The sequence below is a fragment of the Legionella gratiana genome (assembly GCF_001467695.1).
GTDB lineage: Bacteria > Pseudomonadota > Gammaproteobacteria > Legionellales > Legionellaceae > Legionella > Legionella gratiana.
Genome location: NZ_LNYE01000006.1, coordinates 145,938 through 168,416 on the forward strand (window position 1 = coordinate 145,938; position 22,479 = coordinate 168,416).

Genomic DNA, 22,479 nt, shown 5'->3' on the forward strand with positions numbered 1-22,479 from the left:
TACCTCGCTTCAAATGCAAAACATGCAAATTAAGAAATTCCTTAGTTGAGCCTCAATAATCCAATACATCCTTGAATATTGTATATGATACTAAGAATAACACAATTTTACGCTTTACGTTGCAACATTTCATTAAGTAGCCGATAATTATAATAACAACGATTAGGAATGATGATATGAATGAGAAATTTCCATTTGCAAAAATTTTTGAGACTTTAGTCCCTTTCGTCATAGCAGGGATGGCAATTGCATTGTTCTTAGGCCTGTTATTTATGTTTTCTTACGTGTTAATTTGGGGCATTATTATAGGTGGTACTCTGTGGTTAATAGCTACAATAAAACAAATCCTATTTTCAAATTCTAAAACGACAACAGAAGTAGTCAAAAAGAATGAAGGCCGAATTATAGAGCATCATGATAAAAAATAATGCCTGAATTACCTGAAGTTGAAACAACAAAAGAGGGAATTAAGCTCCAGCTGGAAGGACACACAATCAGCTGGATTAGCGTTCATAATCCAAGACTTAGGATACCTGTTCCTAATCACTTAAATGAACTCTGTATTGGCAAAAAAATTATTGCTGTCACTCGCAGAGCAAAATATATTTTGATCCAGCTGTCTGAAGGATATCTTCTCATTCATCTAGGAATGTCAGGACACTTGAGGATTGCCAAAAATAAGAGCATTCCAGAAAAACACGATCACATTACCATGACTTTAAGCAATAATCTTAAACTACGATTTTATGATCCCAGACGATTTGGCTTATTTCTTTACATCGATAAAAATCCATATGAACACCCACTTCTTATTCATTTAGGCAAAGAGCCACTTTCAGAAGAATTTAATGGTCATTATTTATTTCAAAAAGGAAAAAATAAAAACAAACCTATTAAATCATTTATTATGGATAATGAGATTGTCGTAGGTGTGGGTAATATTTATGCGACAGAGAGTCTTTTTTTAGCTAAGATCCATCCGAGCACACCAACAAAAATGCTTTCTGAAGAAGCTCACTTCAACTTGGCAATGCACATTAAAGAAGTACTCAAACAAGCCATAGCATGCGGAGGTACTACTTTAAAAGATTTTTATACTTTAGATGGCAAACCCGGTTATTTCAGTGTCTCACTTAAAGTATATGGACGAAAAAATCAACCTTGTGTGCAGTGCCTGCATCCAATTGAATCAGTCATTATTGCTGGGCGCAACTCTACTTTTTGTCCTCAATGCCAAAGTTACATTTTTCATTATAATTGAGACTCTACTAAGAAAAATAAAACGTCACCTGCAATGGCAGAATGAGTTTTCATAATACTAAAAACGCGCTGGGCAATCGAATCAACTTGCGTTATATTAGCGCTAACTTACTTTATCTCAACGATAATGAAAATAAATCAATTTAGAACAGCTTGGGTTATTTGTGCTTTAATGTTTTATACAGCCGTAACAAGTATACGCTGTATCTTTAAATATTTTCTTAGTACTTTGAACCGATCTTGGACTGATAAAGCAATTCACCATTGGGTTGATCAATTATTGAATGAAGTACAAGTAGAATATAAGGTCATTAATCCATTCAATATTCAACCACAAGCAGGAAAAGCGACCATAATCATGTGCAATCATTCAAGCGCGTACGATATCCCGCTCGCTTTTAAGGCCTTTCCAAATCACTCAATTCGTATGCTTTCCAAAAAAGAACTCGCCAAAATTCCCTTAATGGGTAAAGCAATGGCTGCAGCAGAGTTTCCTTTTATAGACAGAAAAAATAAATATCAGGCTATTAAGGATTTAGCTTTTGCCCAGCAGCTCATGGAAAGTGGGATTGTCATGTGGATTGCTCCTGAAGGTACTCGCTCTAAAGATGGGAAACTCGGTCCTTTTAAAAAAGGAGGATTTATTACGGCCATACAATCTAATGCGACAATTATTCCCATAGGAATCCGTGGTGCCAATAATATTCTACCAGCGCGTAGTTTTAATATTCACTTAAAACAAAAGGCAGAAATACATATTGGTAAACCCATTGATGCCTCTCAATTTACTTTAGAAAATAAAGATAGACTGATTAAGCAAACTTTTAATGCGATTAAAGAGTTGGTTGGAGAAGGTAATATACAATAGTGCCATTGCCATTCAGTTAAATGGCAGTACCTTTAATACCTTATCCCATATCCCCTTTGTTGATTCACAATTGATGCAGCCAAGCCTATATTTCTTGGATCAGATGCTGCAGTTAATAGATTACGTTGTTTATCCCAAGTAATTGCTTGCAAATCACCATAATATTGCCCTAACGGCATCAAGTGATATCCCATAGCTTTTAGTCCCTCTTGAATTGCGGGTGGAAAAGTATCCGGTTCAAACTGTAACACATCAGGTAAATACTGATGATGAAAACGCATGGCAGAAACCATGCTTATTGCTCCATAAGCGTCGTTAAAAACTAAAGATGCAATTAATACCATAGTAGGAATTCGACTGCCTCCTGGTGTGCCTAAAATTGCAACACGTCCTGGTAATTCGAGAAAAGTAGGTGCCATATTTGATAGAGGTCTTTTACCGGGCTCAATGGAATTTTTATCAGCACCTACGATACCAAAAACATTTTCTTCACCAACTTTACTTGAAAAATCATCCATCTCATCATTCAACAAAATACCAGTTCCTTCAGCAACAACACTGGAACCAAAAATATAATTAATGGTCATTGTTGCCGCAACACGGTTTCCTTCTGCATCAATAATCGATATATGCGTGGTATTTTTAGAATTGGAAGATTTAGTAGTGTTTTTTTTCTGACCTTGTAACACCGCACTTGGTGTAGCCTTATCTGGATAAATTAAAGTACTCAATTGTTTCCCATTTTCTGCAGAAATCAATTTTTCTACAGGAATAGTCACAAAATCAGGATCCCCTAAAAATTGCTCCCTTTGCCAATAAGCAAGTCGCATAGACTCAACCAAATAGTGTATCCATTGCACTTTAGATAACGAAGCAAGAGAATAGTGAGACAATATATTTAACATTGTTAATAAAGCAATGCCACCTGCCGAAGGTGGTGGTGCTGTAATAATAAGCATATTATGGTATGCACCTATTAAAGGTTCTCTTACCTTAATCCGGTATTGAGCTAAATCGGCCAATGTCCAAATACCTCCCGCTGCATTGACACTCTTGACTAATTGCTCTGCCACTTCACCCTCATAAAAGCCTTGTTCTCCCTTTTTAGCAATTAACCTTAAGGTCTTAGCCAAATCTTTTTGAACTAAACGATCGCCAATTAAATAAGGTCGACCATTTTTTAGAAAAATTGCTGCGGTAGCTGGATATTTTTTGATTTGATTAAGTCTATCTTCATTTTTCAAGAAGGTGTGAAGTTGCTTATCCACGATAAAACCCTCTTCCGCCAGCCTAATAGCAGGGGCAAGCGTTTTTTCCAAAGGTAATCGCCCATAGTTTTTTGCAATGTATGCTAAAGCTGCAGGTTCGCCAGGAATTGCTGCTGCCAGTCCTCCATTTAATGATAAACCGGGTATGACACGCCCATCTGGTCCCAAATACATATCTTTTTTAGCAGCCATAGGTGCTGTTTCACGAGCATCAATAAAGGTGTTTTTATGTTGTTCTTCTTGATGCAATAACCAAAATCCCCCGCCTCCCAGACCAGAATGATAGGGTTCAACTACGCCCAACACCGCTGATACAGCTACAGCAGCATCAAAAGCATTTCCTCCCTGAGCTAAAATTTCAAGTCCAGCATTAGTGGCTAAAGGATGAGCACTTGCAACCGCGTAACCAGGAGGTTGTACGTTATATTGCTCCGCAAAACTCGTATTGGCATAAACTAAATTGACACTAAGTACAATGCAAATAACCTTATGTATTCTCCGTAGCCTGATTTTCATTTTGTCTCTTTTTTAATTCTCTAACAACACAAGAAGGAACAAACTGAGAAATATCTCCATTTAAAAGTGCAATTTCCCGCACCAGAGTGGAAGAAATAAACATTAAGTTTTCGGATGGTGTCAAAAAAATTGTTTCTATTTTTTTGGATAATTTTCTATTCATTCCAGCCAATTGAAATTCATATTCAAAATCAGAAACCGCCCGTAAACCACGCAGAATAATCCCAGCATTTTGCTCTAATACAAAATCAATTAATAAGTTCTCAAATCCTTGAACATGAACACCGGGTAAATGAGCAACCGATTCCTCCAGAAGTTTGATTCTTGTCTCCAAAGGCAAAAATGGACGCTTTGCTTTATTACTTGCGACACCGACAACAATTTCAGGGAAAATTTTAGCAGCTCGACTGATGATATCAATATGCCCATTCGTAACAGGATCAAATGTACCTGGATAAATCGCTTTTAATTTCATTATGGTTAAGACTAATTGCATATCACCACAGTCTAGCGTATTGTTAGGTGAAAAACTACAAAAAAGGACTTGAGGTGATCCATGAATAATTTAAAAAAATTAGCAATCATTCCTATTTGTCTCGTAACTGCCTGTGCTCCTCCTAGACCTGCAGCTGAATTGCCTGAAAATAAGGTCATGCCAGTAGAACAACGCAAAGAAAAAACCGCAACAATCTCCTCGTGGGAAATTCGTGGTGCTATGGCCGCTAAAAACAAATCCAAAGGATGGTCTGCTACTATGAATTGGACACAAAATGGTCCCAATACTTATCAAATTCGTTTAATGGGTCCTTTGGGAGGGGGAACAGTACTCATTGACAAAAAAGGAGACACAATTACCTTCCAAGATGGTCCCAAAAAAATCACCTCTCATGATGCTGATGAATTGCTTGTCCAACAAACTGGAATTAAACTTCCTGTAAACAATCTTTACTATTGGGTAAGGGGATTACCAGCTCCTGGTGCTGTTCAAGCAGAACATCGAGATGAATATAACCATCTGACTCAATTAAAACAAAGTGGTTATACAATTAATTTTGCTAAATACACTTCAGTAAAAGGAATTGATCTTCCAAGTATGATTCATCTACAAGGAAATGGAGTAATGGTTAAAGTTGTTATTCAAAATTGGACTGTATAATACAATCCAGCAAGAATGACATAAAAGATGAACCTATCAACTGTTCATCCCATATGTTATTCTTGCTTTGATGTCAATTCCTAAACCCCTTAAAAATTACAAAAAATTCTTGCATTCAAAGTTGACATGTTGCAAAAACCCCTGCAAAATACGCTACACATTTGTAGGGATGAACGTAATTAATGCATGGAAGATTTAAGAATCTGCAAATTTTAGGGGTGTCGCCAAGCGGTAAGGCACAGGGTTTTGATCCCTGCATACCTAGGTTCGAATCCTAGCACCCCTGCCACTTTCTTGTTGATTCAAGTAAACAGACAGCAGAAGATAACCTGGAAGGATGCGTTTTAGTAATGCTCAAATAATAATAATATCTTTTTGGCTGTCTTCTGCTATGTGTTTAAGTTAAATGATTAACCTAGATCGAAGGCTTCATTCACATGTCCACAATGATGATTTTTTCAGGAAATGCAAATCCGGAGTTAGCACAACAAATTTCATCTCATTTAAAAATACCTATTGGCCAAGCTACAGTGGGTACTTTTAGTGATGGAGAAACAATGATTGAAATTTTAGAAAATGTTCGCGGTAAGGATGTTTTTATAATTCAATCAACATGCGCTCCAGCAAATAATAATTTAATGGAACTATTGACCATGGCAGATGCATTAAGAAGATCATCTGCTGCTCGGATTACAGCAGTAGTCCCTTATTTTGGCTATGCTCGACAAGATCGACGCGTTCGATCCGCGCGCGTCCCGATTACTGCAAAAGTTGTTGCTGACATGATGGCATCCGTGGGCATTTGCCGTGTTCTCACTGTAGATTTACATGCAGATCAGATCCAAGGCTTTTTCTATATGCCCGTCGATAATGTTTATGCCACTCCAATACTTCTTGACGAAATCGCAAAACAAAATTTAAAAAATATAATGGTAATTTCTCCTGATGTAGGGGGTGTAGTCAGAGCTAGAGCTGTAGCTAAGCGACTTGATCATGCAGAGTTATGTATTATTGATAAACGCCGTAGCGGTCCTAACAAATCTGAAGTAATGCATATCATTGGTGACCCTACTTATAAAAATTGCATTATTGTTGATGATATTGTAGATACAGCAGGCACTCTTTGCTCTGCTGCTCATGAGCTCAAAAAAAATGGAGCTCATAGTGTACGAGCTTATATTACTCATCCCGTTTTATCTGGTCCAGCAATAGATAATATTAAAAACTCTGGACTTGATGAAATTGTAGTAACTGATACCATCCCTCTATCAGCAGAAGCGCGTCAATGTGAAAAGATTCGCGTAGTTAGCTTATCAGAGATGCTGGCACAAGCTATTAAACGAGTAAACATAGAAGAATCAGTCAGCTCAATGTTTGCCGAGTAAGCGTTTTTGAGTAAACTCTTCATATATCTACGTTCCGCTCCCGCGGCTTGTCCGCGAGATCTAGAAATCTCGCGCTCGAATTAGATTTCTGAATCCGAAGACAAGCCACAGGGTCTAAATAACTTACCAAACTGTAAGCGCTTTGTTTCAAGAACAAATGGAGATTCTTGGAAGCTGTAGAGTGCTGTAGGCTTTGATTGAGACCCTCCGCTTTCCGCGGAGGGTGACGATATGCCTATTACGATGAGTCAAAAAGCACTTAACTTAGTGCCACTAATATATCTGTGTTTTATTGCAAGAAGACATTTATTAAGATTGAAAAAAGGAGCTTATTAGCTCCTTATAAAACTTAAACTAATCTCGAGTACCTACATACTTATCATCAAAGTAACGGCGCAATTTGGTTCTCAATGTTCCGCGACTAATTCCCAGCATGATTGCAGCCCGCGATTGATTGTACTTGCAATGCTCCATAACCGCACGAAATAAAGGGGTCTCAATTTCTTCGAGAACAAACTGATATAAGTCAACAGGATCAGTTCCTTTAAGTTCTGAAAAGTATTTTTGCACTGAAAGAGTTACGCTTTCAGCCAGAGAAGCGGTGTTATCCACTACTTCATTACTGATTGTTGTCATTATTATTAGCTCCTCTTTTTAAAAAAAGTATATTACCGAAACAAGCCACTTGAAACAAGGGCAGAACTAAAAAAAGCACATTAAAAATCAATATATAATATTCATTCTAAGTTTAAAAAGCTTTAATTAGATGTAGATTGCTTCTGCAAACTACATCTTCAAAAGTATTCTAGTTCCCTTCTAGAACTTCATCATTGAGGGATCATAAGGCTTACCATTAATTATAAATTTGCCCTGCTCTAAAGAGACTTCGATGATGTAATCTGTACCTTGAGCTATAATGAAACCAGATTGCTTTAATGCATTTAATTGTTTTTCAGTCTGCATATCAGCTAATTGCTCCGCAGTAGGTGTGGGTGCTGGCTGAGTGGTTTTAGCTGCAGGTTGATTAGTAGCTTGATTTGCCTGCAATTGTTGCATTAAGGTTTGTTGTAAATTAGGTTCTTTGGATAACTGCTGCATGATTGACTGTTTCATAATTTCTTTTACTGCTTCAGCAGGAACTTGCAATTTGGCTTTACCCTGAATTTTTTGCATCAATTCAAATGGATTAGAATTTTCTCCTTTAGGCAAAGTAATATACAGATTCCCTTCGATTTGTCCTTGAGGAATTTTGAAGCTGAGTTGAGATATTTCAAGCTCTGCACCCTTGCTGAATAGCTTAGGTAATTCCGGTAATAAAGCGAGCATCGCTTGTTGGCGTTGAACTTCATCACCATTTTGCATGGCTCGTGTCTGCTCATTGATTTTAGCTAATACATCAGCATCAAGATTTCTTAAAGCGATATCCAAATTTCCTGGACCATAATTCTGTCCATTGGCTAACATTGATTTTAAGCTAACATTAAAATGTGTATTAAAAAGATGTTGCTCAATATCACTATCTGATTTAATAGCGAGATTATTAATCCCAAACATTTTTTGGTCTTTAACAAAAACATCAAAACTAGGTAAATTAAAGTTTGCATCACCTAAATACAGTCCAGCGGGTGTTTCATGCAAGTCATAATCACTTGACACCTTGCTTAAAGTAATTTTGGTATCGTCTTTAGTCGCATTCAATCCATCTAGAACAACACTTCCTTTAACTTTCTTCACTCCAGAAGTCATGGTAGTACTAGAATTCATGCCTAACCATTCAAAGTTACCAGAACCATCTTTTGTAATTAATTTAAAGTTAGGAACATTAAACTCAACAGTGCTTTCATTAAGATAATTAACAAATATATATAAATCTAATTGTGGTTTTATTGATTCTTGAGTGAACTGTGCATTAAATTGATCATTATATTGTGGCGGGAATGGGAAAACTGCTTCTGCATATCCGAATCCAAAACGTATATGATCATTAGCAACGATAACTGGGCCATGATGAATTGTTAATGGCATTTCTGTTCTATAATCTTGAGCAGGGATGGTTTGAGATTGACCATTAGCATCGGTTACAACACGCTCTGGTACATGTAAATGCCATTTAATTTTGGCTTCAGAATTAAACAGTCCTCTATGGTATTGTTCTATATCCGCAGATAAGCCATTTGATTGATCAATTACTTTTATGGTCTTTCTGATTGATTTTTCAGTAAGAGCACCCATACCATAATATCCGCCTAGAATTAGAACGGCCAGGATAATCACTAATCCTGCAAATTTTTTCATTCTGTTCTCCATGTTATTAATTCGCCTACAACAAACTGCAGTACGAAGTATAACAGCAAATAACATAGGAGTGCGATACGCTTATAAAAAAACAGTCCTATAGCCCGTTAACAATTCGCTAGGCTAAGCCAAAAATGACATGATTTTAGAGGATTGAAGCGTAACATACACAAAATACATGCGTCTCGGAACGTATAAAATCACGCCATTTTGACCTGGATGTAGCATGGTCCACAGGCCATAGTAACTTTGCAACAATCGATAAGCGATTAAGTATGCTTTGTTGACGTGCAATAAGTTTCCTTAACCATAAGTGCCAATATCAATGCAATCAAAGAACAAATGGGTAATATCTTTAAACCAGCCTGGAAATCTGATAATAACAAGGTTTCAACATTATAGGCACGAGCCCCAGAAACCATATCAACTAAACGTCCTACCAAAGGCTGCAATAAAGCGCCAACAAAAATCGAAATCATATTAGTGAATGCGATTGAAGTTCCAATAACATTTCTATCATGGATCTCAGTAGAAACTGCATAGGCAATAGCAACACCTGTGTTGGTAAGACCAAAAGCAAAAAACAATAAATAAGCTGAATTTTGGCTTAGTGTAGGACTATATACATATAAAGTTGTAAAAATCACGCCAAATATTGCTGAAAGAATCATTAGTGGTTTACGACGTCCCATTTTATCTGACAGCCAACCTGACAAAGGACCACTAATTCCCCAGCCTATAAAAATTAATCCAGTTGCGAAAGCTGCTGCATGTGCCCCTAATCCTCTACCAAATTGCAAATACGCAGGACCAATTGCTTCACCAATAACAGCTGTTGGACCAAATAAAAATCCGGCATAGAGCGCGTTATACCAAGTTTGCTTGCACGATAATACAATTTTTAAGCTCTGCAAGATACTCAATCGATTTATAGAACGCACCTCACTTCGATGTTCTCCTGGCTTATCTTGTACAAATTGATAGAGTAAAGCAGCAAGAGCAATAAATAGAAAAGCAATAATCAGCATGCTATGGCGCCATCCGACATTACTCACTAAAAAGGAAACGGGAGCTTCACCTGCTGCAGCACCTAACATTCCTAAGGCTTGGGTTAACCCCGCCAGTAAACCTAACATTGTCGGTGGAAACCAAGAGGTCGCTAATCGGAGCGAACATACAAAAGCAAACGCAGCGCTAAAGCCTATGAGCATTCTACCGATTGAGCCCATAAATAAACTTCCTGCTAAACCAAATACACAACAACCAAAAGCAGTAACTAAGGACATCACCGTAAGTAACCAACGAATACTTAAACGATCTACGGTAAGTCCTACAGGAATTTGCATTAAAATATAGGGCACGTAAAAAGAAGCAGTTAATATCCCAAAACCCGCTTCATTAATTCCAAAATCAATTTGTAAGTATCGATGCATTACTCCGGGAGCAACACGAGCCATATAATCTGAAAAATAAAACGCAGCGGCCAATCCCCAAACTAACCAAGCAAATCCCAGATAATTCTTACGGTTATAGATTTCTACTTTAGATTCATGCATTTTGTTCATAAATTCTCTATCTTAATAAAAATTCTAATTCGCTTTGTTTCATCGAAGGGTTATTAACCGCATTGGTATATCAAAAAGCAAAGCTCCATTTCCGGGCCATTAATATTTCCTACTAATGCTAGAACATTGATTGTAGTATAAATATCAATAAGCCCCAATATTTATACAAAAATGAGCAAAAAATCTGCAAAGCAAGGATCACATTATACTGCTGTTGTCATTTATTTCAACACATAGTTTGATTTCTTTTGTATTCATCCTAGTTCTTCTATAGGCAAGGAGTTACTCTATATATAGAATAGGGGTATAATCAATTGCGGTTATTAATTTTTTTAAGGCTAAAAATGAATGCTCTTGATCTTGCAATAAAAGAAGCACTTCTTTCTGCAGGAACCACGAAAGAGGCCAATAAGGCTTATCTTGAGTTTATTAAAGCTAATTTTATCATTCCAATAGAACAAAGCGCTGAAAATGAAGCTCCTAGGGTTCTATTTTTGCAAGAGAATGAGCATATTTTTTTGCCTGTGTTTACTGAAATGAGTTATCTTAATTCATGGGCTTCTGACATTGCTGCAGAAATCAAATTGCTCAAATTATCTGGAGTGGATTTACTTAAAGGGATTGGTGATAATGTTACTGTGTGTCTCAATATAGGCAGTGATATATATAAAGAATTTAATCCTTCTGAAATTACGCGTATGCGTTCAACTGTATTAAAATTATTCAAAAAATAATTCAATATTTAATTAGAAAGTACCTATTCATCTGCCTCGTAGGATTGTATTTCCTTCTCCCTAAAGGGAGAAGAGAAACATGGATTCATTAACAACACTACATAAATAGGTGAATTTTGCTCTTTAGACTGGAATATCGATTTCCTAAAATTAGGCTACTAACTCAAATAATTGATATCCAACTAATGCTGAAGCTGCTATAGCACCACTAATTTCAATAACAAGTGATAAAAAACTATGCTTATGACAATAAACTTGATCATTTGCAGCAACTTCATTTTTTACAGTAAATACTTCTGGAGTCTCAGAGTTTAATTCGAAGAGAGGTTGCTCTCCTTCCATTGCATCCCACCAACCCTCTAACCAATGTTCCGCTTGTTGACTACCTTGCTGGAAAGGATTATCTTCTTCTGCTACGTCAGCAAGAGCGCATTCGTATCCAAATGCGTAGCTGTCTTCATAACTTGGATGATCAATGTTAAAACGCAATTTAATATGTGGTAGTAAGGCTGTTATGTCGTTCATGATTGTACCCTCTATTTATGTATTCAGTATATTCGCAATACTGTAAATAATTTCTACATTTAAAACAATTTTACGACTTTAAGTTAACGCTTATTTACCAATTCAAAACATTTACTCATTCTTGACAATTTTTTTATTTGCTAGAAAACAACACTTTATTTTTATATTTCTGTATTATTAGATGCAATTTATGGGCCAACTTTTTTTGCATTTTAAAAAAACAAAAAAAGTAGAAGAAGGACAAAAAGAGGGATTAAATATAAATATGTGATGTAAATTTACTTTTTGCCGGCAAATTTTGCCATCGTTCTAAAAAGTAAAAGATAACGGAGACTGATGAATCATATTTCGTTCAGCGGGTATGCTTGCCTCTTGGTGAGCGGTGGCATTTGAGGCGTGAACGCGCTTACTACGATGAGGGCAGGTTCAACCTGAGCCAACCATGGCCGTCTCTGATAGGGCATGAAATTGGGCGAGGCCAAACGCTTTGTTAGAATTATGGTGCTAACCGATGATGTTTCCATTGTCCATCTTGCTGAAAATACTGGATTCGATCATGCAACCGATTATCTCTTCCTTGCCAAAATTCTATTTGGTCAGGAATAATCATGTATCCGCCCCAATAAGTTGGACGTACAATAGGTTTTTGACCATGCCTTTCGATTAATTCATTTAAGGCATTTTCTAATGATTGCCTATCCTTAATCTCATGACTTTGTGGTGATATAATTGCGCTAAATTGACTTTTAATTGGTCTTGATAAGAAATAAAGATCAGATTGCTTCTGATCAACCTGCTTGACTTGACCACGGACTCTAACCTGTCTAGCCATTTGCGGCCAATAAAAATTAAGTGCGGCATATGGGTTTACTTTGATCTGTTCCGCTTTTGTACTTTGATAGTTCGTATAAAAAATAAAATTGCCTTCTACCAAACCTTTTAACAAAACGACTCTAGAATCAGGACAACCTTTATCATCTACCGTAGACAAAACCATCGCAGTAGGATCATTTTTTTCATTTTTAAGAACATCTTCAAACCATTGCATAAATTGCACTATTGGATCATCAGGAAGTAATTCTTCGCTTAAATTCAGTTCTCCATATTCACGTCTTATATCTGCAATGCTTCGAAAATTTGTCATGAAATACCACATAAAGTAGCCAGGTAAAATATACCTGAATGCTCTGATTTATAATAAAAACAGTCTGGATAATCATTCAATCATCCAGACTATTTCCTCATCTATTTCCAACCAGTTACTTCCGCTACTGCGTCACCTAGATCAGCTGGAGAGCGTACTGTTCTCACGCCTGCTGCTTCTAACGCGGCATATTTTTCAGCAGCAGTTCCTTTACCACCTGAAATAATTGCACCCGCATGTCCCATACGTTTACCTGCTGGAGCAGTAACACCTGCAATATAAGAAACTACGGGCTTACTCACATGTGACTTAATATACTCAGCCGCTTCTTCTTCTGCCGAGCCGCCAATTTCACCAACCATAATAATCGCTTGTGTTTTTGGATCTTGTTCGAATAAAGCTAAGGCATCAATAAAATTGGTACCAGGAATAGGATCGCCTCCAATACCAATACAGGTACTTTGGCCAAAGCCTTTATCTGTAGTTTGTTTTACTGCTTCATAAGTTAATGTACCAGAGCGTGATACAATTCCAACTTTTCCAGGTAAATGGATTGAGCCCGGCATGATTCCAATTTTGCACTCGCCCGGTGTAATAATTCCAGGGCAATTAGGACCAATTAAACGTGCTTGAGTGTTATTTTCCAAATATACTTTTACCTGTAACATATCTAATACAGGGACTCCTTCAGTAATACAAACGATTAATTGAATCCCTGCATCTGCGGCTTCTAAAATTGAATCTTTACAAAATGGAGCCGGAACATAAATCACACTCGCGTCTGCTTTGGTTTCTTCAACTGCTTCTCGCATCGTATTAAATACTGGCAAACCTAAATGCATTTGCCCACCTTTCCCGGGCGTCACACCACCAACCATACGTGTACCATAAGCAATTGCTTGTTCTGAATGATAAGTTCCCTGCTTTCCAGTAAAACCTTGACACAGTACTTTAGTCTGTTTATTAACTAATACACTCATTGTTAACCTCGAAAATTAGTAATTAAGCAACAGCCGCCACGATCTTCTTTGCAGCATCAGTTAAACTGGTTGCAGCAATTACATTCAAATCACTTTTATTTAAAATATCAGCACCTAGTTGTGCATTATTGCCCTCAAGACGTACTACCACAGGAATTTTTACATCAACTTCTTTCACTGCAGCTAGAATACCATCAGCGATGAGGTCACAACGAACAATACCACCAAAAATATTAACTAAAATTCCTTTGACTTTTTCATCAGATACAATAATTTTCAGTGCTTCGCTCACTCGCTCCTTAGTAGCACCACCGCCTACATCCAGGAAGTTTGCTGGATCGCCACCGTGAAGTTTAATCACATCCATAGTCGCCATAGCTAAGCCGGCCCCATTCACCATACAACCAATAGTTCCATCAAGAGGAATATAATTTAATTCCCAGTCGCTCGCGCGATTTTCCCGCTCGTCTTCTTGTGTTGTATCACGCAAGCTCTTTAATTGAGGTTGACGATATAATGCATTACCGTCAATATTAATTTTTCCATCCAAACAAATTAATTGTCCTGATTGAGTCACTACGAGTGGGTTTATTTCCAATAAGCTCAAATCACATTCAACAAACATTTTCCCCAGTCCTATCATCAAATGAGTGAACTGCTTGATCTGATCATCGTGTAAACCTAATTTAAACCCTGCTTCGCGGCACTGAAAAGGCATAACCCCAACTAAAGGATCTACAACTATTTTGAAAATTTTCTCAGGGGTTTCTTCTGCAACTTTTTCAATCTCAACGCCCCCCTCTGTAGAAGCCATCATTACTACTCGACGGGTAGCACGATCAACAACGGCACCAAGATATAATTCTCTGCCTATATCACACGTTTCTTCGATAAGTACAGCATTAACAGGTTGTCCATGTGCATCGGTTTGGTAAGTTACCAGACGAGTTCCTAATAATGATTTCACTGTAGCCGCTAATTCATCTTTATTAGCTACTACTTTGACTCCACCTGCTTTTCCTCTTCCTCCAGCATGAACTTGTGCTTTAACAACCCAACGATTTGTCGCTAATTGAGATGCTACTTGTAATGCATCCTCCACATTATAAGCAACTTGGCCATTTGGAACGGGTAAATTGTATTTTGCAAACAATTGTTTGGCTTGGTATTCATGTAAATTCATTGCAATTACCTTTCTAAAAAAAGTAAAATTCATCAGCACATAAGTGTAAATGAAACTTAAACATTAAGTAAAAGACGAGCAGGATCTTCCAACAGCTCTTTCACACTCACCAAAAATTGGACTGAATCTTTACCATCTATTAAACGATGATCGTAAGACAAAGCCACATACATCATAGGACGAATCACAATTTGTCCTTTTTCCACTACAGGTCTATCTTCAATCTTATGCATACCTAAAATACCTGTTTGTGGGGGATTAATGATTGGAGTAGCTAATAAAGAGCCAAACACTCCACCATTAGTAATAGTAAACGTACCGCCTTGCATGTCTTCCATAGCTAACTTGCCTTGTCTGGCTTTTGTTGCAGCATCATTAATTGCTGATTCAACATTTGCCATGCTCATTTGATCGGCATCACGAATTACTGGCACCACTAACCCTCTATCAGTAGATACTGCAATACCAATATCATAAAAGCCATGATACACCACATCTTGGCCATCTATAGAGGCATTTACTTCCGGAAAGCGCTTTAAAGACTCAACGACTGCTTTAGTGAAAAAAGACATAAACCCAAGTTTTACCCCATGTTTTTTCTCAAAGCTGTCTTTATATTGAGAACGCAAGTCCATTACTGCTTTTAAATTGATCTCATTAAACGTAGTAAGCATAGCTGCATTATGCTGTGCTGCTAATAAGCGCTCTGCAATTTTAGCTCTCAATCGCGTCATTGGAACACGACGTTCTTCACGTAACCCCATCGGCGCTCGTGTTGTTTGTTCTTTTTTATTTTCTGCAAGACTTGATGATTTTTCTCTGTTCGATTCTATATATGCAAGAACATCCTCTTTAGTAATTCGACCTTCTTTACCACTACCCTGAATTTGTCCTGGCTGAAGATCATGTTCTGCCATCATTCGCCTTACTACAGGACTTGTTGATTTATCTTCTTTGGCACTCACTCTTTCTTCCGCAGAGTCGCTCTTCTCAGTTTTCTTTTCTTCTTTGGATTCAGCCTTTTTCTCTTCTTTAGCTTCAGCTGCATCACTTTCTTTTATTTTTGCAAGCAACTGGCCAGAACGTACGGTGTCTCCCTCTTGAAACATGATGTCGCTAAGTATCCCATCCATTGGAGCTGGAACTTCAAGAACCACTTTATCTGTTTCTAGATCCAATAAATTTTCATCACGAGTAACTTTATCACCTACTTTTTTATGCCATGCAGCCACTGTTGCATCAGCAACTGATTCAGGCAAAACAGGTACTTTGACTTCGATAGACATGGTTATACCTTCTTATTTTATTAGAGTCTGTTAAACCCTAGATTCATTAACAAATTGTAGCTGGAGAAAGCAATGCTTTAATCCAGACTACGATAAAACGCAAACTTACCCCAACAAAGCTTGTTCCACTAAAGCTTGCTGTTGTGCTGTATGTAGTGCTGGACTTCCTACAGCCGGCGCTGCAGCAGAGTCTCTACCTGCATAATGCAATGTTTGTCCAGAAGACAAACAATCTCTTATATTATGCTGAGAAGAATACCAAATCCCCTGGTTTTGTGGTTCTTCTTGGCACCAAATTATTTCTTTTGCTTTAGGATATTTATTGAGCTCAACAGTAAGTGATTTCTTAGGGAACGGGTATAATTGCTCTAGACGAATCAGCGCAATATGATTCAACTCCTTATCACGACGCATTTGTAGTAAGTCATAATAAACCTTCCCGCAGCATAGCACTATTCGAGTAATTTTTTGCGCCTTTAAATCATCAACTTCAGGAATAACGGTATTAAATTTTCCTTTAAACAAATCTTCTAAAGGAGAAACAGCTAGCTTATGACGCAATAAGCTCTTTGGCGTCATCACGATTAACGGTTTCCGGAAATTACGAATGACTTGTCTACGCAATAAATGGAAAATCTGTGCAGGAGTTGTTGGGGTACATACCTGTATATTATGCTGGGCACAAAGTTGCATATAGCGCTCCAAACGAGCCGATGAATGTTCTGGCCCCTGTCCTTCATAGCCATGGGGCAATAACATGACTAAACCGCACAATCGTCCCCACTTTTGTTCTCCTGAGCTGATAAATTGGTCAATAACAACCTGAGCACCATTCGCAAAATCACCAAACTGGGCTTCCCACAACACCAAAAAATTAGGATTGGAAGAAGCATATCCGTACTCAAAAGCCAGCACGGCTTCTTCAGAAAGTACTGAATCAATCACAGAAAAAGGACGGCTCAGTTCATTCGTTACATTTTCTAAAGGAATGAAGGTATCACCAGTCTCAGCATCATGTAATATAGCATGGCGATGAGCAAACGTTCCCCGTCCTGAGTCCTGGCCCGATAAACGTACACCATAACCTTCCTGAACTAGGCTTGCATAAGCCATAGTTTCAGCATATCCCCAATTCATCGGCAACTCACCGGCTGTCATTTTATCACGTTCATTTAACAAACGCTGGACCACTGGATGTAATGTAAACCCTTTAGGTAACTTACTTAATTGTTTCGCCAACTTTTGTAAATTGGCTTTAGAAATTGTGGTATCGGCTTTATCTGTCCATTTTGCATCAATGTACGGAGTCCAATCACTCGCATATTTTCCTTCATAATCGCCATGTACCAAATCAACAACGGCTTTGCCTTTATCCAGGCCATCTCGATACGCATCTACTAATTGTTCAGCATCTTTACTCGTTAATAACTTTTCTTTAATGAGTTGATCGGCATAGATTTCTCGTAAAGGGCGCATCGATTTAATTTTTTGATACATTGCAGGTTGCGTTACTGCGGGCTCATCTGCTTCATTATGCCCATGTCTTCTGTAACATACGAGATCAATGACCACATCGCGTTTGAATTTCATCCTAAAATCAAATGCTAACTGAGTGGCGAATACCACTGCTTCAGGATCATCACCATTCACGTGAATCACGGGTGCCTGAACCATTTTAGCAACATCAGTACAGTATAAAGTCGAACGAGCATCTAAAGGATTACTGGTTGTAAAACCTATTTGATTGTTGATAACGATATGAACTGTTCCACCAGTACAATAACCTCGAGACTGAGAAAAATTAAACGTTTCCATTACGACTCCTTGACCAGCGAATGCTGCATCTCCGTGAACAACAATGGGAACTACTTTTTCTTTTTTGTCTAAATCATTGCGTCGTGTTTGGCGAGCACGTACAGAACCCTCGACTACTGGACCAATAATTTCTAAATGAGAGGGATTAAATGCTAATGCTAAATGAACCACCGAGCCTGAGTTTGTTTTTATATCTGATGAAAAACCCAAATGATACTTCACATCTCCAGTGCGCTCAGATTTGATTTTTCCTTCAAATTCTTGAAAAAGAGCGTTTGGTTCCTTACCTAATACATTAACAAGAACATTTAAACGTCCTCGATGTGCCATACCGATAATCAATTCCTTAACATTATCTCTTCCAGCACATTGAATAATTTCCTTCATCATAGGGATTAAAGAATCGCCTCCCTCAAGAGAAAATCGCTTTTGCCCAACATAACGAGTACCTAAATAGCGCTCCAAACCATCAGCAGCAATCAAATCTTTTAGAATTTCTATTTTCTTTGGGATATCTAAAGTTGGACGACCACGTACAGACTCCATACGCTCTTGCAACCATTCTGTTTCTTTACTATCAGAAATGTGCATGTACTCAATACCAATGCTGCCACAATATGTTTGTCGAAGTGCTTGGTATATTTCATCCAATGTCATTTCGGGTCCATTAAAAGTGGTTCCTGCAAAAAACTTACGATTCTTATCCGCATCGGACAAATGGTGATAATCCAATTCCAGTGCGGGAACTGGCAAACGTTCCGTCATTTCCAACGGGTCTAATTTGGCAGCATGATGTCCCATTGATCGATATGCATTGATCAAATGTGCAATTCGAAATTGTTGATTGTCTGATGATTGAACAATGGGTATTGCTTTTTTATCCGCATTCTGCAAAAAATACTCGCGGATATCTCTATGTGAATACTCTTGTTCCGCATTATTAACCTTGGGCAGCGCACTGAACACTGCTCGCCAATCTGCTGAAACCGAACTTGGATCAGCAAGATAATCCTCATAAAGACTATCAATATAAGCCATACTTCCACCAGACAAATAGGAAGAAGCCCATTCATTTTGCAGATTGGAACTGCTCATTTTTTCTCTCTCCTAAGGGGCAAAAAACAGTATATTAAGTTTCTTGTGTTAACATCTGTACACGAATATCTGCAATCGCTTTTGTTGGATTAAGTCCCTTAGGACAAACATTCGTACAATTCATAATACTGCGACAACGGAATACACTGAAAGGATCCTGCAATTTATCCAAGCGCTGTGTTGTTGCTGTATCTCGGCTATCCGCTAAAAACCGTCTTGCCTGTAATAATCCAGCAGGTCCCACAAATTTTTCTGGATTCCACCAAAATGAAGGACATGAACTAGTACAACATGCACATAAAATGCATTCATATAATCCATCAAGCTGTGCTCGTTCTTCTGGAGATTGTAATCGTTCTCGAGCGGGAGCCACTTCATCATTTTGTAAATACGGTTCTATACGTTCATATTGTTGATAAAATTGAGACATATCAACAGCTAAATCTCTAATCACTGGAAACCCTGGCAAAGGACGAAGCACTACTTTATCGGTCTGCAATTGAGAGACATGAGTAATACATGCTAATCCATTGGTGCCATTAATATTCATACCGTCGGAACCACATACTCCTTCACGACAAGAACGTCGGTAAGTAATGGAAGGATCCTGCTCTGCTTTCAAACGCTCGAGTAATGTAAGTAACATAGGATCACTTTTGACTGGGATTTCCAGTTCATAATCTTTCATATATGGCTTAGCATCCACCTCAGGATTATAGCGATATATTGATACGGTCAACTTTCTACTATCTGCCATGTAATGTATCCTCTTTAGTAAACACGCTCTTTGGGCATAAAAGGCTCGACATGCTTAGGTGATGCATTAACTGGTCTAAAATCAATTGTCTCACCTTCCTCAAAATAAAGCGTATGTTTAATCCAGTTCTTATCATCTCGCTTTGGATAATCTTCTCGGCTATGTGCTCCACGGCTTTCGGTACGTACCATAGCAGAATGAGCTGTAGCATATGCAGTTGCCATTAAATTATCCAACTCCAATGCACTCACTCGTTCCGTATTAAATACGTTACTTTTATCTTCCAATTTAGCGCTTGCTAAACGCTCACGTAACGCTTGCAGACGTTTTAATCCTGATGCCATAACCTCGCCCGTACGGAATACACCAAAATCCTCTTGCATCACGCGCTGCATTTCATCATGAATTACGGCAGGACTTTCGCCCTCTTTTGAATTATTCCAGCGGTTATAGCGCTCTAAGGACGGAGCAATATCATCATCACTAATATAGGCCACCTCAGGTAATTGGTTTGATTGCCATAATTCTTCCACATGTAAGCCCGCTGCTCGCCCAAATACAACCAAATCAAGTAAGGAATTACCGCCTAAACGATTCGCACCATGAACGGATACACAAGCACACTCACCCACAGCATACAAACCTTCCACTAGATGTTCTTTGCCTTTGGTTTTGGTAATAACCTGTCCATACATATTGGTAGGAATCCCCCCCATACTGTAGTGGCACGTAGGAACAACCGGAATGGGTTCAACAATAGGGTCAATACCAGCGAATTTAAGAGAAAGCTCACGAATTCCAGGCAAACGTGACTTAATAAGATCTGCACCTAAATGATCTAACTTTAATTTAACATGATCAATACCTTTAGGATCAAACCCTTTTCCTGCTCGTATTTCTAAAGCCATAGAACGCGCAACAACATCTCGAGAAGCTAAATCTTTAACTCGCGGCGCATAACGTTCCATGAAACGTTCACCATCTTTGTTAATCAAATAACCACCTTCACCACGACATCCTTCCGTCACTAAAACACCTGCTCCAGCGATTCCCGTAGGATGAAATTGCCACATTTCCATATCTTGTAAAGGGATACCAGCTCTTAGTGCCATACCATACCCATCACCAGTATTGATAAAGGCGTTGGTTGTCGATTGATAAATACGACCTGCCCCACCAGTAGCCAGAATACACACCCGTGCTTGAAAGAAAACTATTTCACCAGTTTCAATACACATTGCGGTAACACCAGAAATGCGTCCCTGTGAATCTTTAACTAAATCAAGGGCATACCATTCACTGAATACATGTGTTTTTGCTTTCAAATTTTGCTGATAAAGAGTGTGGAGCAAAGCATGACCTGTTCTATCCGCGGCAGCACAAGTACGCGCTGCTTGTTCACCACCAAAATTTTTAGATTGGCCGCCAAACTGACGCTGATAGATTTTACCATTGTCCATACGTGAGAATGGCAGTCCCATATGCTCTAGTTCATAGACAGCTTCGGGACCTGTTTTACAAAGATATTCGATTGAATCCTGATCACCAATATAATCAGCCCCTTTCACGGTATCATACATATGCCAACGCCAATCATCGTCATGTGCATTTCCTAACGCACAAGTAATACCTCCTTGTGCTGAAACGGTATGTGAGCGGGTTGGAAATACTTTAGATAAGAGTGCAACTTTTAAACCCGAATTAGCCATTTGCAGCGAAGCACGCATTCCAGCTCCACCTGCACCTATAATTACTGCATCAAATTTATTACGTGCAATTGCCATACTACCGCCCCCAAAGGATCATTAAGCCCCAGATAAACTGACCAAGGAGCCATAAAACAACTATCATTTGCACTGATACACGCAGCACAGTACATTTCATATAATCTGTAGTCACTGTCCAAATACCTATCCAAGCATGCAATGAAAGAGCAAATAAGGCAATTATAGATGCAACCTGAACTACGATATTAGAAAACAGAGCATGCCATTGAGCAAAACTCAACTCAGGATGAGATAACAAAAAACCAACTATAAAAATAAAGTACACAGCAAAATAAACCGCGGTCACTCGTTGAATCAACCAATCTTTTAACCCATTACCCGTCAAGCTAGTGACATTAGTTACCATATCCAGATTCCTAGAAAAATTGTCAAAATAGCGGCAAGAACAATGACTAAAACAGCCGAATTCCGGCCAGCATTAAGATGCTCACCAAACCCCATATCCATCAAAAGATGCCTGATTCCGGCAAGCAAATGGTAAATCATAGCCGCCCCAAATACCCACACTAGTATTTTATAACTTGGATGAGATAATAAGTTTTTCACATGAATGAACGTTTCTTCTGATTGTATTGATTGCCCCAAAATAAATAACATAATGGGTAATAATAAAAACAAAACCACCCCTGAAAGCCGATGCAATATAGAAGCTATTGCCATTGGGGGATATTTCAAACTCGCCAAATCCAGATTAATGGGTCTTTTTTTATTCACTGTAGGTTTCTTCCTTAATTAGAGAAAGTTATTAAATAAAGTACAAATGCGAGTATAGCACTCTGTTTTTATCACGCAAGATTAAGTCTCTATGGAATTTGAATAAAAGTAAACAGTATCCCTATTTTGAACAATTTTTTATTAAA

Annotated in this window: 21 protein-coding genes and 1 tRNA gene; 7 read left to right on the forward strand and 15 right to left on the reverse strand. The window is 38.2% G+C overall.

Going from position 1 to position 22,479, the window contains the following annotated elements; genetic code table 11:
• Positions 1–176: 176 nt before the first annotated feature.
• The 3 genes from Lgra_RS03130 to Lgra_RS03140 all read left to right on the forward strand — a co-directional run bounded on the left by Lgra_RS03130 (position 177) and on the right by Lgra_RS03140 (position 2,128).
• Entirely contained in the window at positions 177–428 is a 252-nt protein-coding gene (locus Lgra_RS03130) for a hypothetical protein (RefSeq protein ID WP_058497831.1), read from the forward strand.
• Positions 428–1,261: a bifunctional DNA-formamidopyrimidine glycosylase/DNA-(apurinic or apyrimidinic site) lyase gene (mutM, locus tag Lgra_RS03135; protein WP_058497832.1), complete on the forward strand. Its 834-nt coding sequence runs from the start codon at positions 428–430 to the stop codon at positions 1,259–1,261. The genes Lgra_RS03130 and mutM overlap by 1 nt, the downstream gene beginning before the upstream one ends.
• Before the next feature lie 126 nt (positions 1,262–1,387).
• Positions 1,388–2,128 carry a lysophospholipid acyltransferase family protein gene (locus Lgra_RS03140; protein WP_058497833.1) on the forward strand — a complete coding sequence of 247 codons (741 nt, stop codon included), beginning with the start codon at positions 1,388–1,390 and terminating at the stop codon, positions 2,126–2,128.
• Positions 2,129–2,160: 32 nt separating this feature from the next.
• Here Lgra_RS03140 and ggt read toward each other — a convergent pair whose 3' ends face one another.
• Positions 2,161–3,912, reverse strand: a complete 1,752-nt coding sequence (gene ggt, locus Lgra_RS03145; protein WP_058497834.1) for a gamma-glutamyltransferase — start codon at positions 3,910–3,912, stop codon at positions 2,161–2,163.
• Positions 3,884–4,408, reverse strand: coding sequence for a pantetheine-phosphate adenylyltransferase (gene coaD / locus Lgra_RS03150; RefSeq protein ID WP_058497835.1), 525 nt, complete (start codon positions 4,406–4,408; stop codon positions 3,884–3,886). Before coaD ends, ggt begins: the two co-directional genes overlap by 29 nt.
• Before the next feature lie 60 nt (positions 4,409–4,468).
• On the opposite strand from coaD, the gene lolB reads away from it, so the two are divergent.
• The 3 genes from lolB (at position 4,469) to Lgra_RS03165 (ending at position 6,453) form a co-directional block, all read left to right on the forward strand.
• Positions 4,469–5,068, forward strand: a complete 600-nt coding sequence (gene lolB / locus Lgra_RS03155) for a lipoprotein insertase outer membrane protein LolB (protein WP_058497836.1) — start codon at positions 4,469–4,471, stop codon at positions 5,066–5,068.
• Between the two features lie 214 nt (positions 5,069–5,282).
• A tRNA-Gln gene (locus Lgra_RS03160) sits at positions 5,283–5,357 on the forward strand.
• A 148-nt stretch (positions 5,358–5,505) separates the two neighbouring features.
• Complete coding sequence (locus Lgra_RS03165; protein ID WP_058497837.1) at positions 5,506–6,453, forward strand: ribose-phosphate pyrophosphokinase; 948 nt, start codon at positions 5,506–5,508, stop codon at positions 6,451–6,453.
• Positions 6,454–6,807: 354 nt separating this feature from the next.
• On the opposite strand, the gene Lgra_RS03170 is transcribed toward Lgra_RS03165, so the two are convergent.
• From Lgra_RS03170 to Lgra_RS03180, 3 genes are all read right to left on the reverse strand, one after another.
• Positions 6,808–7,089 carry a helix-turn-helix domain-containing protein gene (locus tag Lgra_RS03170; RefSeq protein WP_003633193.1) on the reverse strand — a complete coding sequence of 94 codons (282 nt, stop codon included), beginning with the start codon at positions 7,087–7,089 and terminating at the stop codon, positions 6,808–6,810.
• Positions 7,090–7,269: 180 nt separating this feature from the next.
• Positions 7,270–8,748, reverse strand: coding sequence for a YdgA family protein (locus tag Lgra_RS03175; protein WP_058497838.1), 1,479 nt, complete (start codon positions 8,746–8,748; stop codon positions 7,270–7,272).
• 269 nt (positions 8,749–9,017) lie between these two features.
• Positions 9,018–10,313 (reverse strand): MFS transporter, encoded by a 1,296-nt coding sequence (locus Lgra_RS03180; protein WP_058497839.1) that lies wholly within the window; start codon positions 10,311–10,313, stop codon positions 9,018–9,020.
• A gap of 344 nt (positions 10,314–10,657) precedes the next feature.
• On the opposite strand from Lgra_RS03180, the gene Lgra_RS03185 reads away from it, so the two are divergent.
• Positions 10,658–11,047: an SseB family protein gene (locus tag Lgra_RS03185; RefSeq protein ID WP_058497840.1), complete on the forward strand. Its 390-nt coding sequence runs from the start codon at positions 10,658–10,660 to the stop codon at positions 11,045–11,047.
• A 150-nt stretch (positions 11,048–11,197) separates the two neighbouring features.
• On the opposite strand, the gene Lgra_RS03190 is transcribed toward Lgra_RS03185, so the two are convergent.
• From Lgra_RS03190 to sdhC, 10 genes are all read right to left on the reverse strand, one after another.
• Complete coding sequence (locus Lgra_RS03190; protein ID WP_058497841.1) at positions 11,198–11,572, reverse strand: hypothetical protein; 375 nt, start codon at positions 11,570–11,572, stop codon at positions 11,198–11,200.
• Positions 11,573–12,068: 496 nt separating this feature from the next.
• Entirely contained in the window at positions 12,069–12,716 is a 648-nt protein-coding gene (gene pdxH, locus Lgra_RS03195; protein ID WP_058497842.1) for a pyridoxamine 5'-phosphate oxidase, read from the reverse strand.
• Between the two features lie 101 nt (positions 12,717–12,817).
• A complete protein-coding gene (gene sucD, locus Lgra_RS03200; protein WP_058497843.1) occupies positions 12,818–13,696 on the reverse strand; it encodes a succinate--CoA ligase subunit alpha in 879 nt (292 codons plus the stop codon).
• A 22-nt stretch (positions 13,697–13,718) separates the two neighbouring features.
• Positions 13,719–14,879, reverse strand: coding sequence for an ADP-forming succinate--CoA ligase subunit beta (sucC, locus tag Lgra_RS03205; RefSeq protein ID WP_058497844.1), 1,161 nt, complete (start codon positions 14,877–14,879; stop codon positions 13,719–13,721).
• A gap of 56 nt (positions 14,880–14,935) precedes the next feature.
• Positions 14,936–16,165 (reverse strand): 2-oxoglutarate dehydrogenase complex dihydrolipoyllysine-residue succinyltransferase, encoded by a 1,230-nt coding sequence (odhB, locus tag Lgra_RS03210; protein WP_058497845.1) that lies wholly within the window; start codon positions 16,163–16,165, stop codon positions 14,936–14,938.
• 105 nt (positions 16,166–16,270) lie between these two features.
• Positions 16,271–19,075 carry a 2-oxoglutarate dehydrogenase E1 component gene (locus Lgra_RS03215; protein WP_058497846.1) on the reverse strand — a complete coding sequence of 935 codons (2,805 nt, stop codon included), beginning with the start codon at positions 19,073–19,075 and terminating at the stop codon, positions 16,271–16,273.
• A 34-nt stretch (positions 19,076–19,109) separates the two neighbouring features.
• Positions 19,110–19,832, reverse strand: a complete 723-nt coding sequence (locus tag Lgra_RS03220) for a succinate dehydrogenase iron-sulfur subunit (protein ID WP_058497847.1) — start codon at positions 19,830–19,832, stop codon at positions 19,110–19,112.
• Between the two features lie 14 nt (positions 19,833–19,846).
• Positions 19,847–21,616, reverse strand: coding sequence for a succinate dehydrogenase flavoprotein subunit (sdhA, locus tag Lgra_RS03225; protein ID WP_058497848.1), 1,770 nt, complete (start codon positions 21,614–21,616; stop codon positions 19,847–19,849).
• 1 nt (position 21,617) lies between these two features.
• Positions 21,618–21,965: a succinate dehydrogenase, hydrophobic membrane anchor protein gene (sdhD, locus tag Lgra_RS03230; RefSeq protein WP_058497849.1), complete on the reverse strand. Its 348-nt coding sequence runs from the start codon at positions 21,963–21,965 to the stop codon at positions 21,618–21,620.
• Positions 21,959–22,333: a succinate dehydrogenase, cytochrome b556 subunit gene (gene sdhC / locus Lgra_RS03235; RefSeq protein WP_058497850.1), complete on the reverse strand. Its 375-nt coding sequence runs from the start codon at positions 22,331–22,333 to the stop codon at positions 21,959–21,961. The genes sdhD and sdhC overlap by 7 nt, the downstream gene beginning before the upstream one ends.
• Positions 22,334–22,479: the final 146 nt, after the last annotated feature.

What these genes read in the sequence shown, in the direction of transcription:
- Lgra_RS03130 (WP_058497831.1), top strand. Translation starts at nt 177, where the DNA reads ATGAATGAGAAATTTCCATTTGCAAAAATTTTTGAGACTTTAGTCCCT.
- mutM (WP_058497832.1), top strand. Translation starts at nt 428, where the DNA reads ATGCCTGAATTACCTGAAGTTGAAACAACAAAAGAGGGAATTAAGCTC.
- Lgra_RS03140 (WP_058497833.1), top strand. Translation starts at nt 1,388, where the DNA reads ATGAAAATAAATCAATTTAGAACAGCTTGGGTTATTTGTGCTTTAATG.
- ggt (WP_058497834.1), bottom strand. Translation starts at nt 3,912, where the DNA reads ATGAAAATCAGGCTACGGAGAATACATAAGGTTATTTGCATTGTACTT.
- coaD (WP_058497835.1), bottom strand. Translation starts at nt 4,408, where the DNA reads ATGCAATTAGTCTTAACCATAATGAAATTAAAAGCGATTTATCCAGGT.
- lolB (WP_058497836.1), top strand. Translation starts at nt 4,469, where the DNA reads ATGAATAATTTAAAAAAATTAGCAATCATTCCTATTTGTCTCGTAACT.
- Lgra_RS03165 (WP_058497837.1), top strand. Translation starts at nt 5,506, where the DNA reads ATGTCCACAATGATGATTTTTTCAGGAAATGCAAATCCGGAGTTAGCA.
- Lgra_RS03170 (WP_003633193.1), bottom strand. Translation starts at nt 7,089, where the DNA reads ATGACAACAATCAGTAATGAAGTAGTGGATAACACCGCTTCTCTGGCT.
- Lgra_RS03175 (WP_058497838.1), bottom strand. Translation starts at nt 8,748, where the DNA reads ATGAAAAAATTTGCAGGATTAGTGATTATCCTGGCCGTTCTAATTCTA.
- Lgra_RS03180 (WP_058497839.1), bottom strand. Translation starts at nt 10,313, where the DNA reads ATGAACAAAATGCATGAATCTAAAGTAGAAATCTATAACCGTAAGAAT.
- Lgra_RS03185 (WP_058497840.1), top strand. Translation starts at nt 10,658, where the DNA reads ATGAATGCTCTTGATCTTGCAATAAAAGAAGCACTTCTTTCTGCAGGA.
- Lgra_RS03190 (WP_058497841.1), bottom strand. Translation starts at nt 11,572, where the DNA reads ATGAACGACATAACAGCCTTACTACCACATATTAAATTGCGTTTTAAC.
- pdxH (WP_058497842.1), bottom strand. Translation starts at nt 12,716, where the DNA reads ATGACAAATTTTCGAAGCATTGCAGATATAAGACGTGAATATGGAGAA.
- sucD (WP_058497843.1), bottom strand. Translation starts at nt 13,696, where the DNA reads ATGAGTGTATTAGTTAATAAACAGACTAAAGTACTGTGTCAAGGTTTT.
- sucC (WP_058497844.1), bottom strand. Translation starts at nt 14,879, where the DNA reads ATGAATTTACATGAATACCAAGCCAAACAATTGTTTGCAAAATACAAT.
- odhB (WP_058497845.1), bottom strand. Translation starts at nt 16,165, where the DNA reads ATGTCTATCGAAGTCAAAGTACCTGTTTTGCCTGAATCAGTTGCTGAT.
- Lgra_RS03215 (WP_058497846.1), bottom strand. Translation starts at nt 19,075, where the DNA reads ATGAGCAGTTCCAATCTGCAAAATGAATGGGCTTCTTCCTATTTGTCT.
- Lgra_RS03220 (WP_058497847.1), bottom strand. Translation starts at nt 19,832, where the DNA reads ATGGCAGATAGTAGAAAGTTGACCGTATCAATATATCGCTATAATCCT.
- sdhA (WP_058497848.1), bottom strand. Translation starts at nt 21,616, where the DNA reads ATGGCAATTGCACGTAATAAATTTGATGCAGTAATTATAGGTGCAGGT.
- sdhD (WP_058497849.1), bottom strand. Translation starts at nt 21,965, where the DNA reads ATGGTAACTAATGTCACTAGCTTGACGGGTAATGGGTTAAAAGATTGG.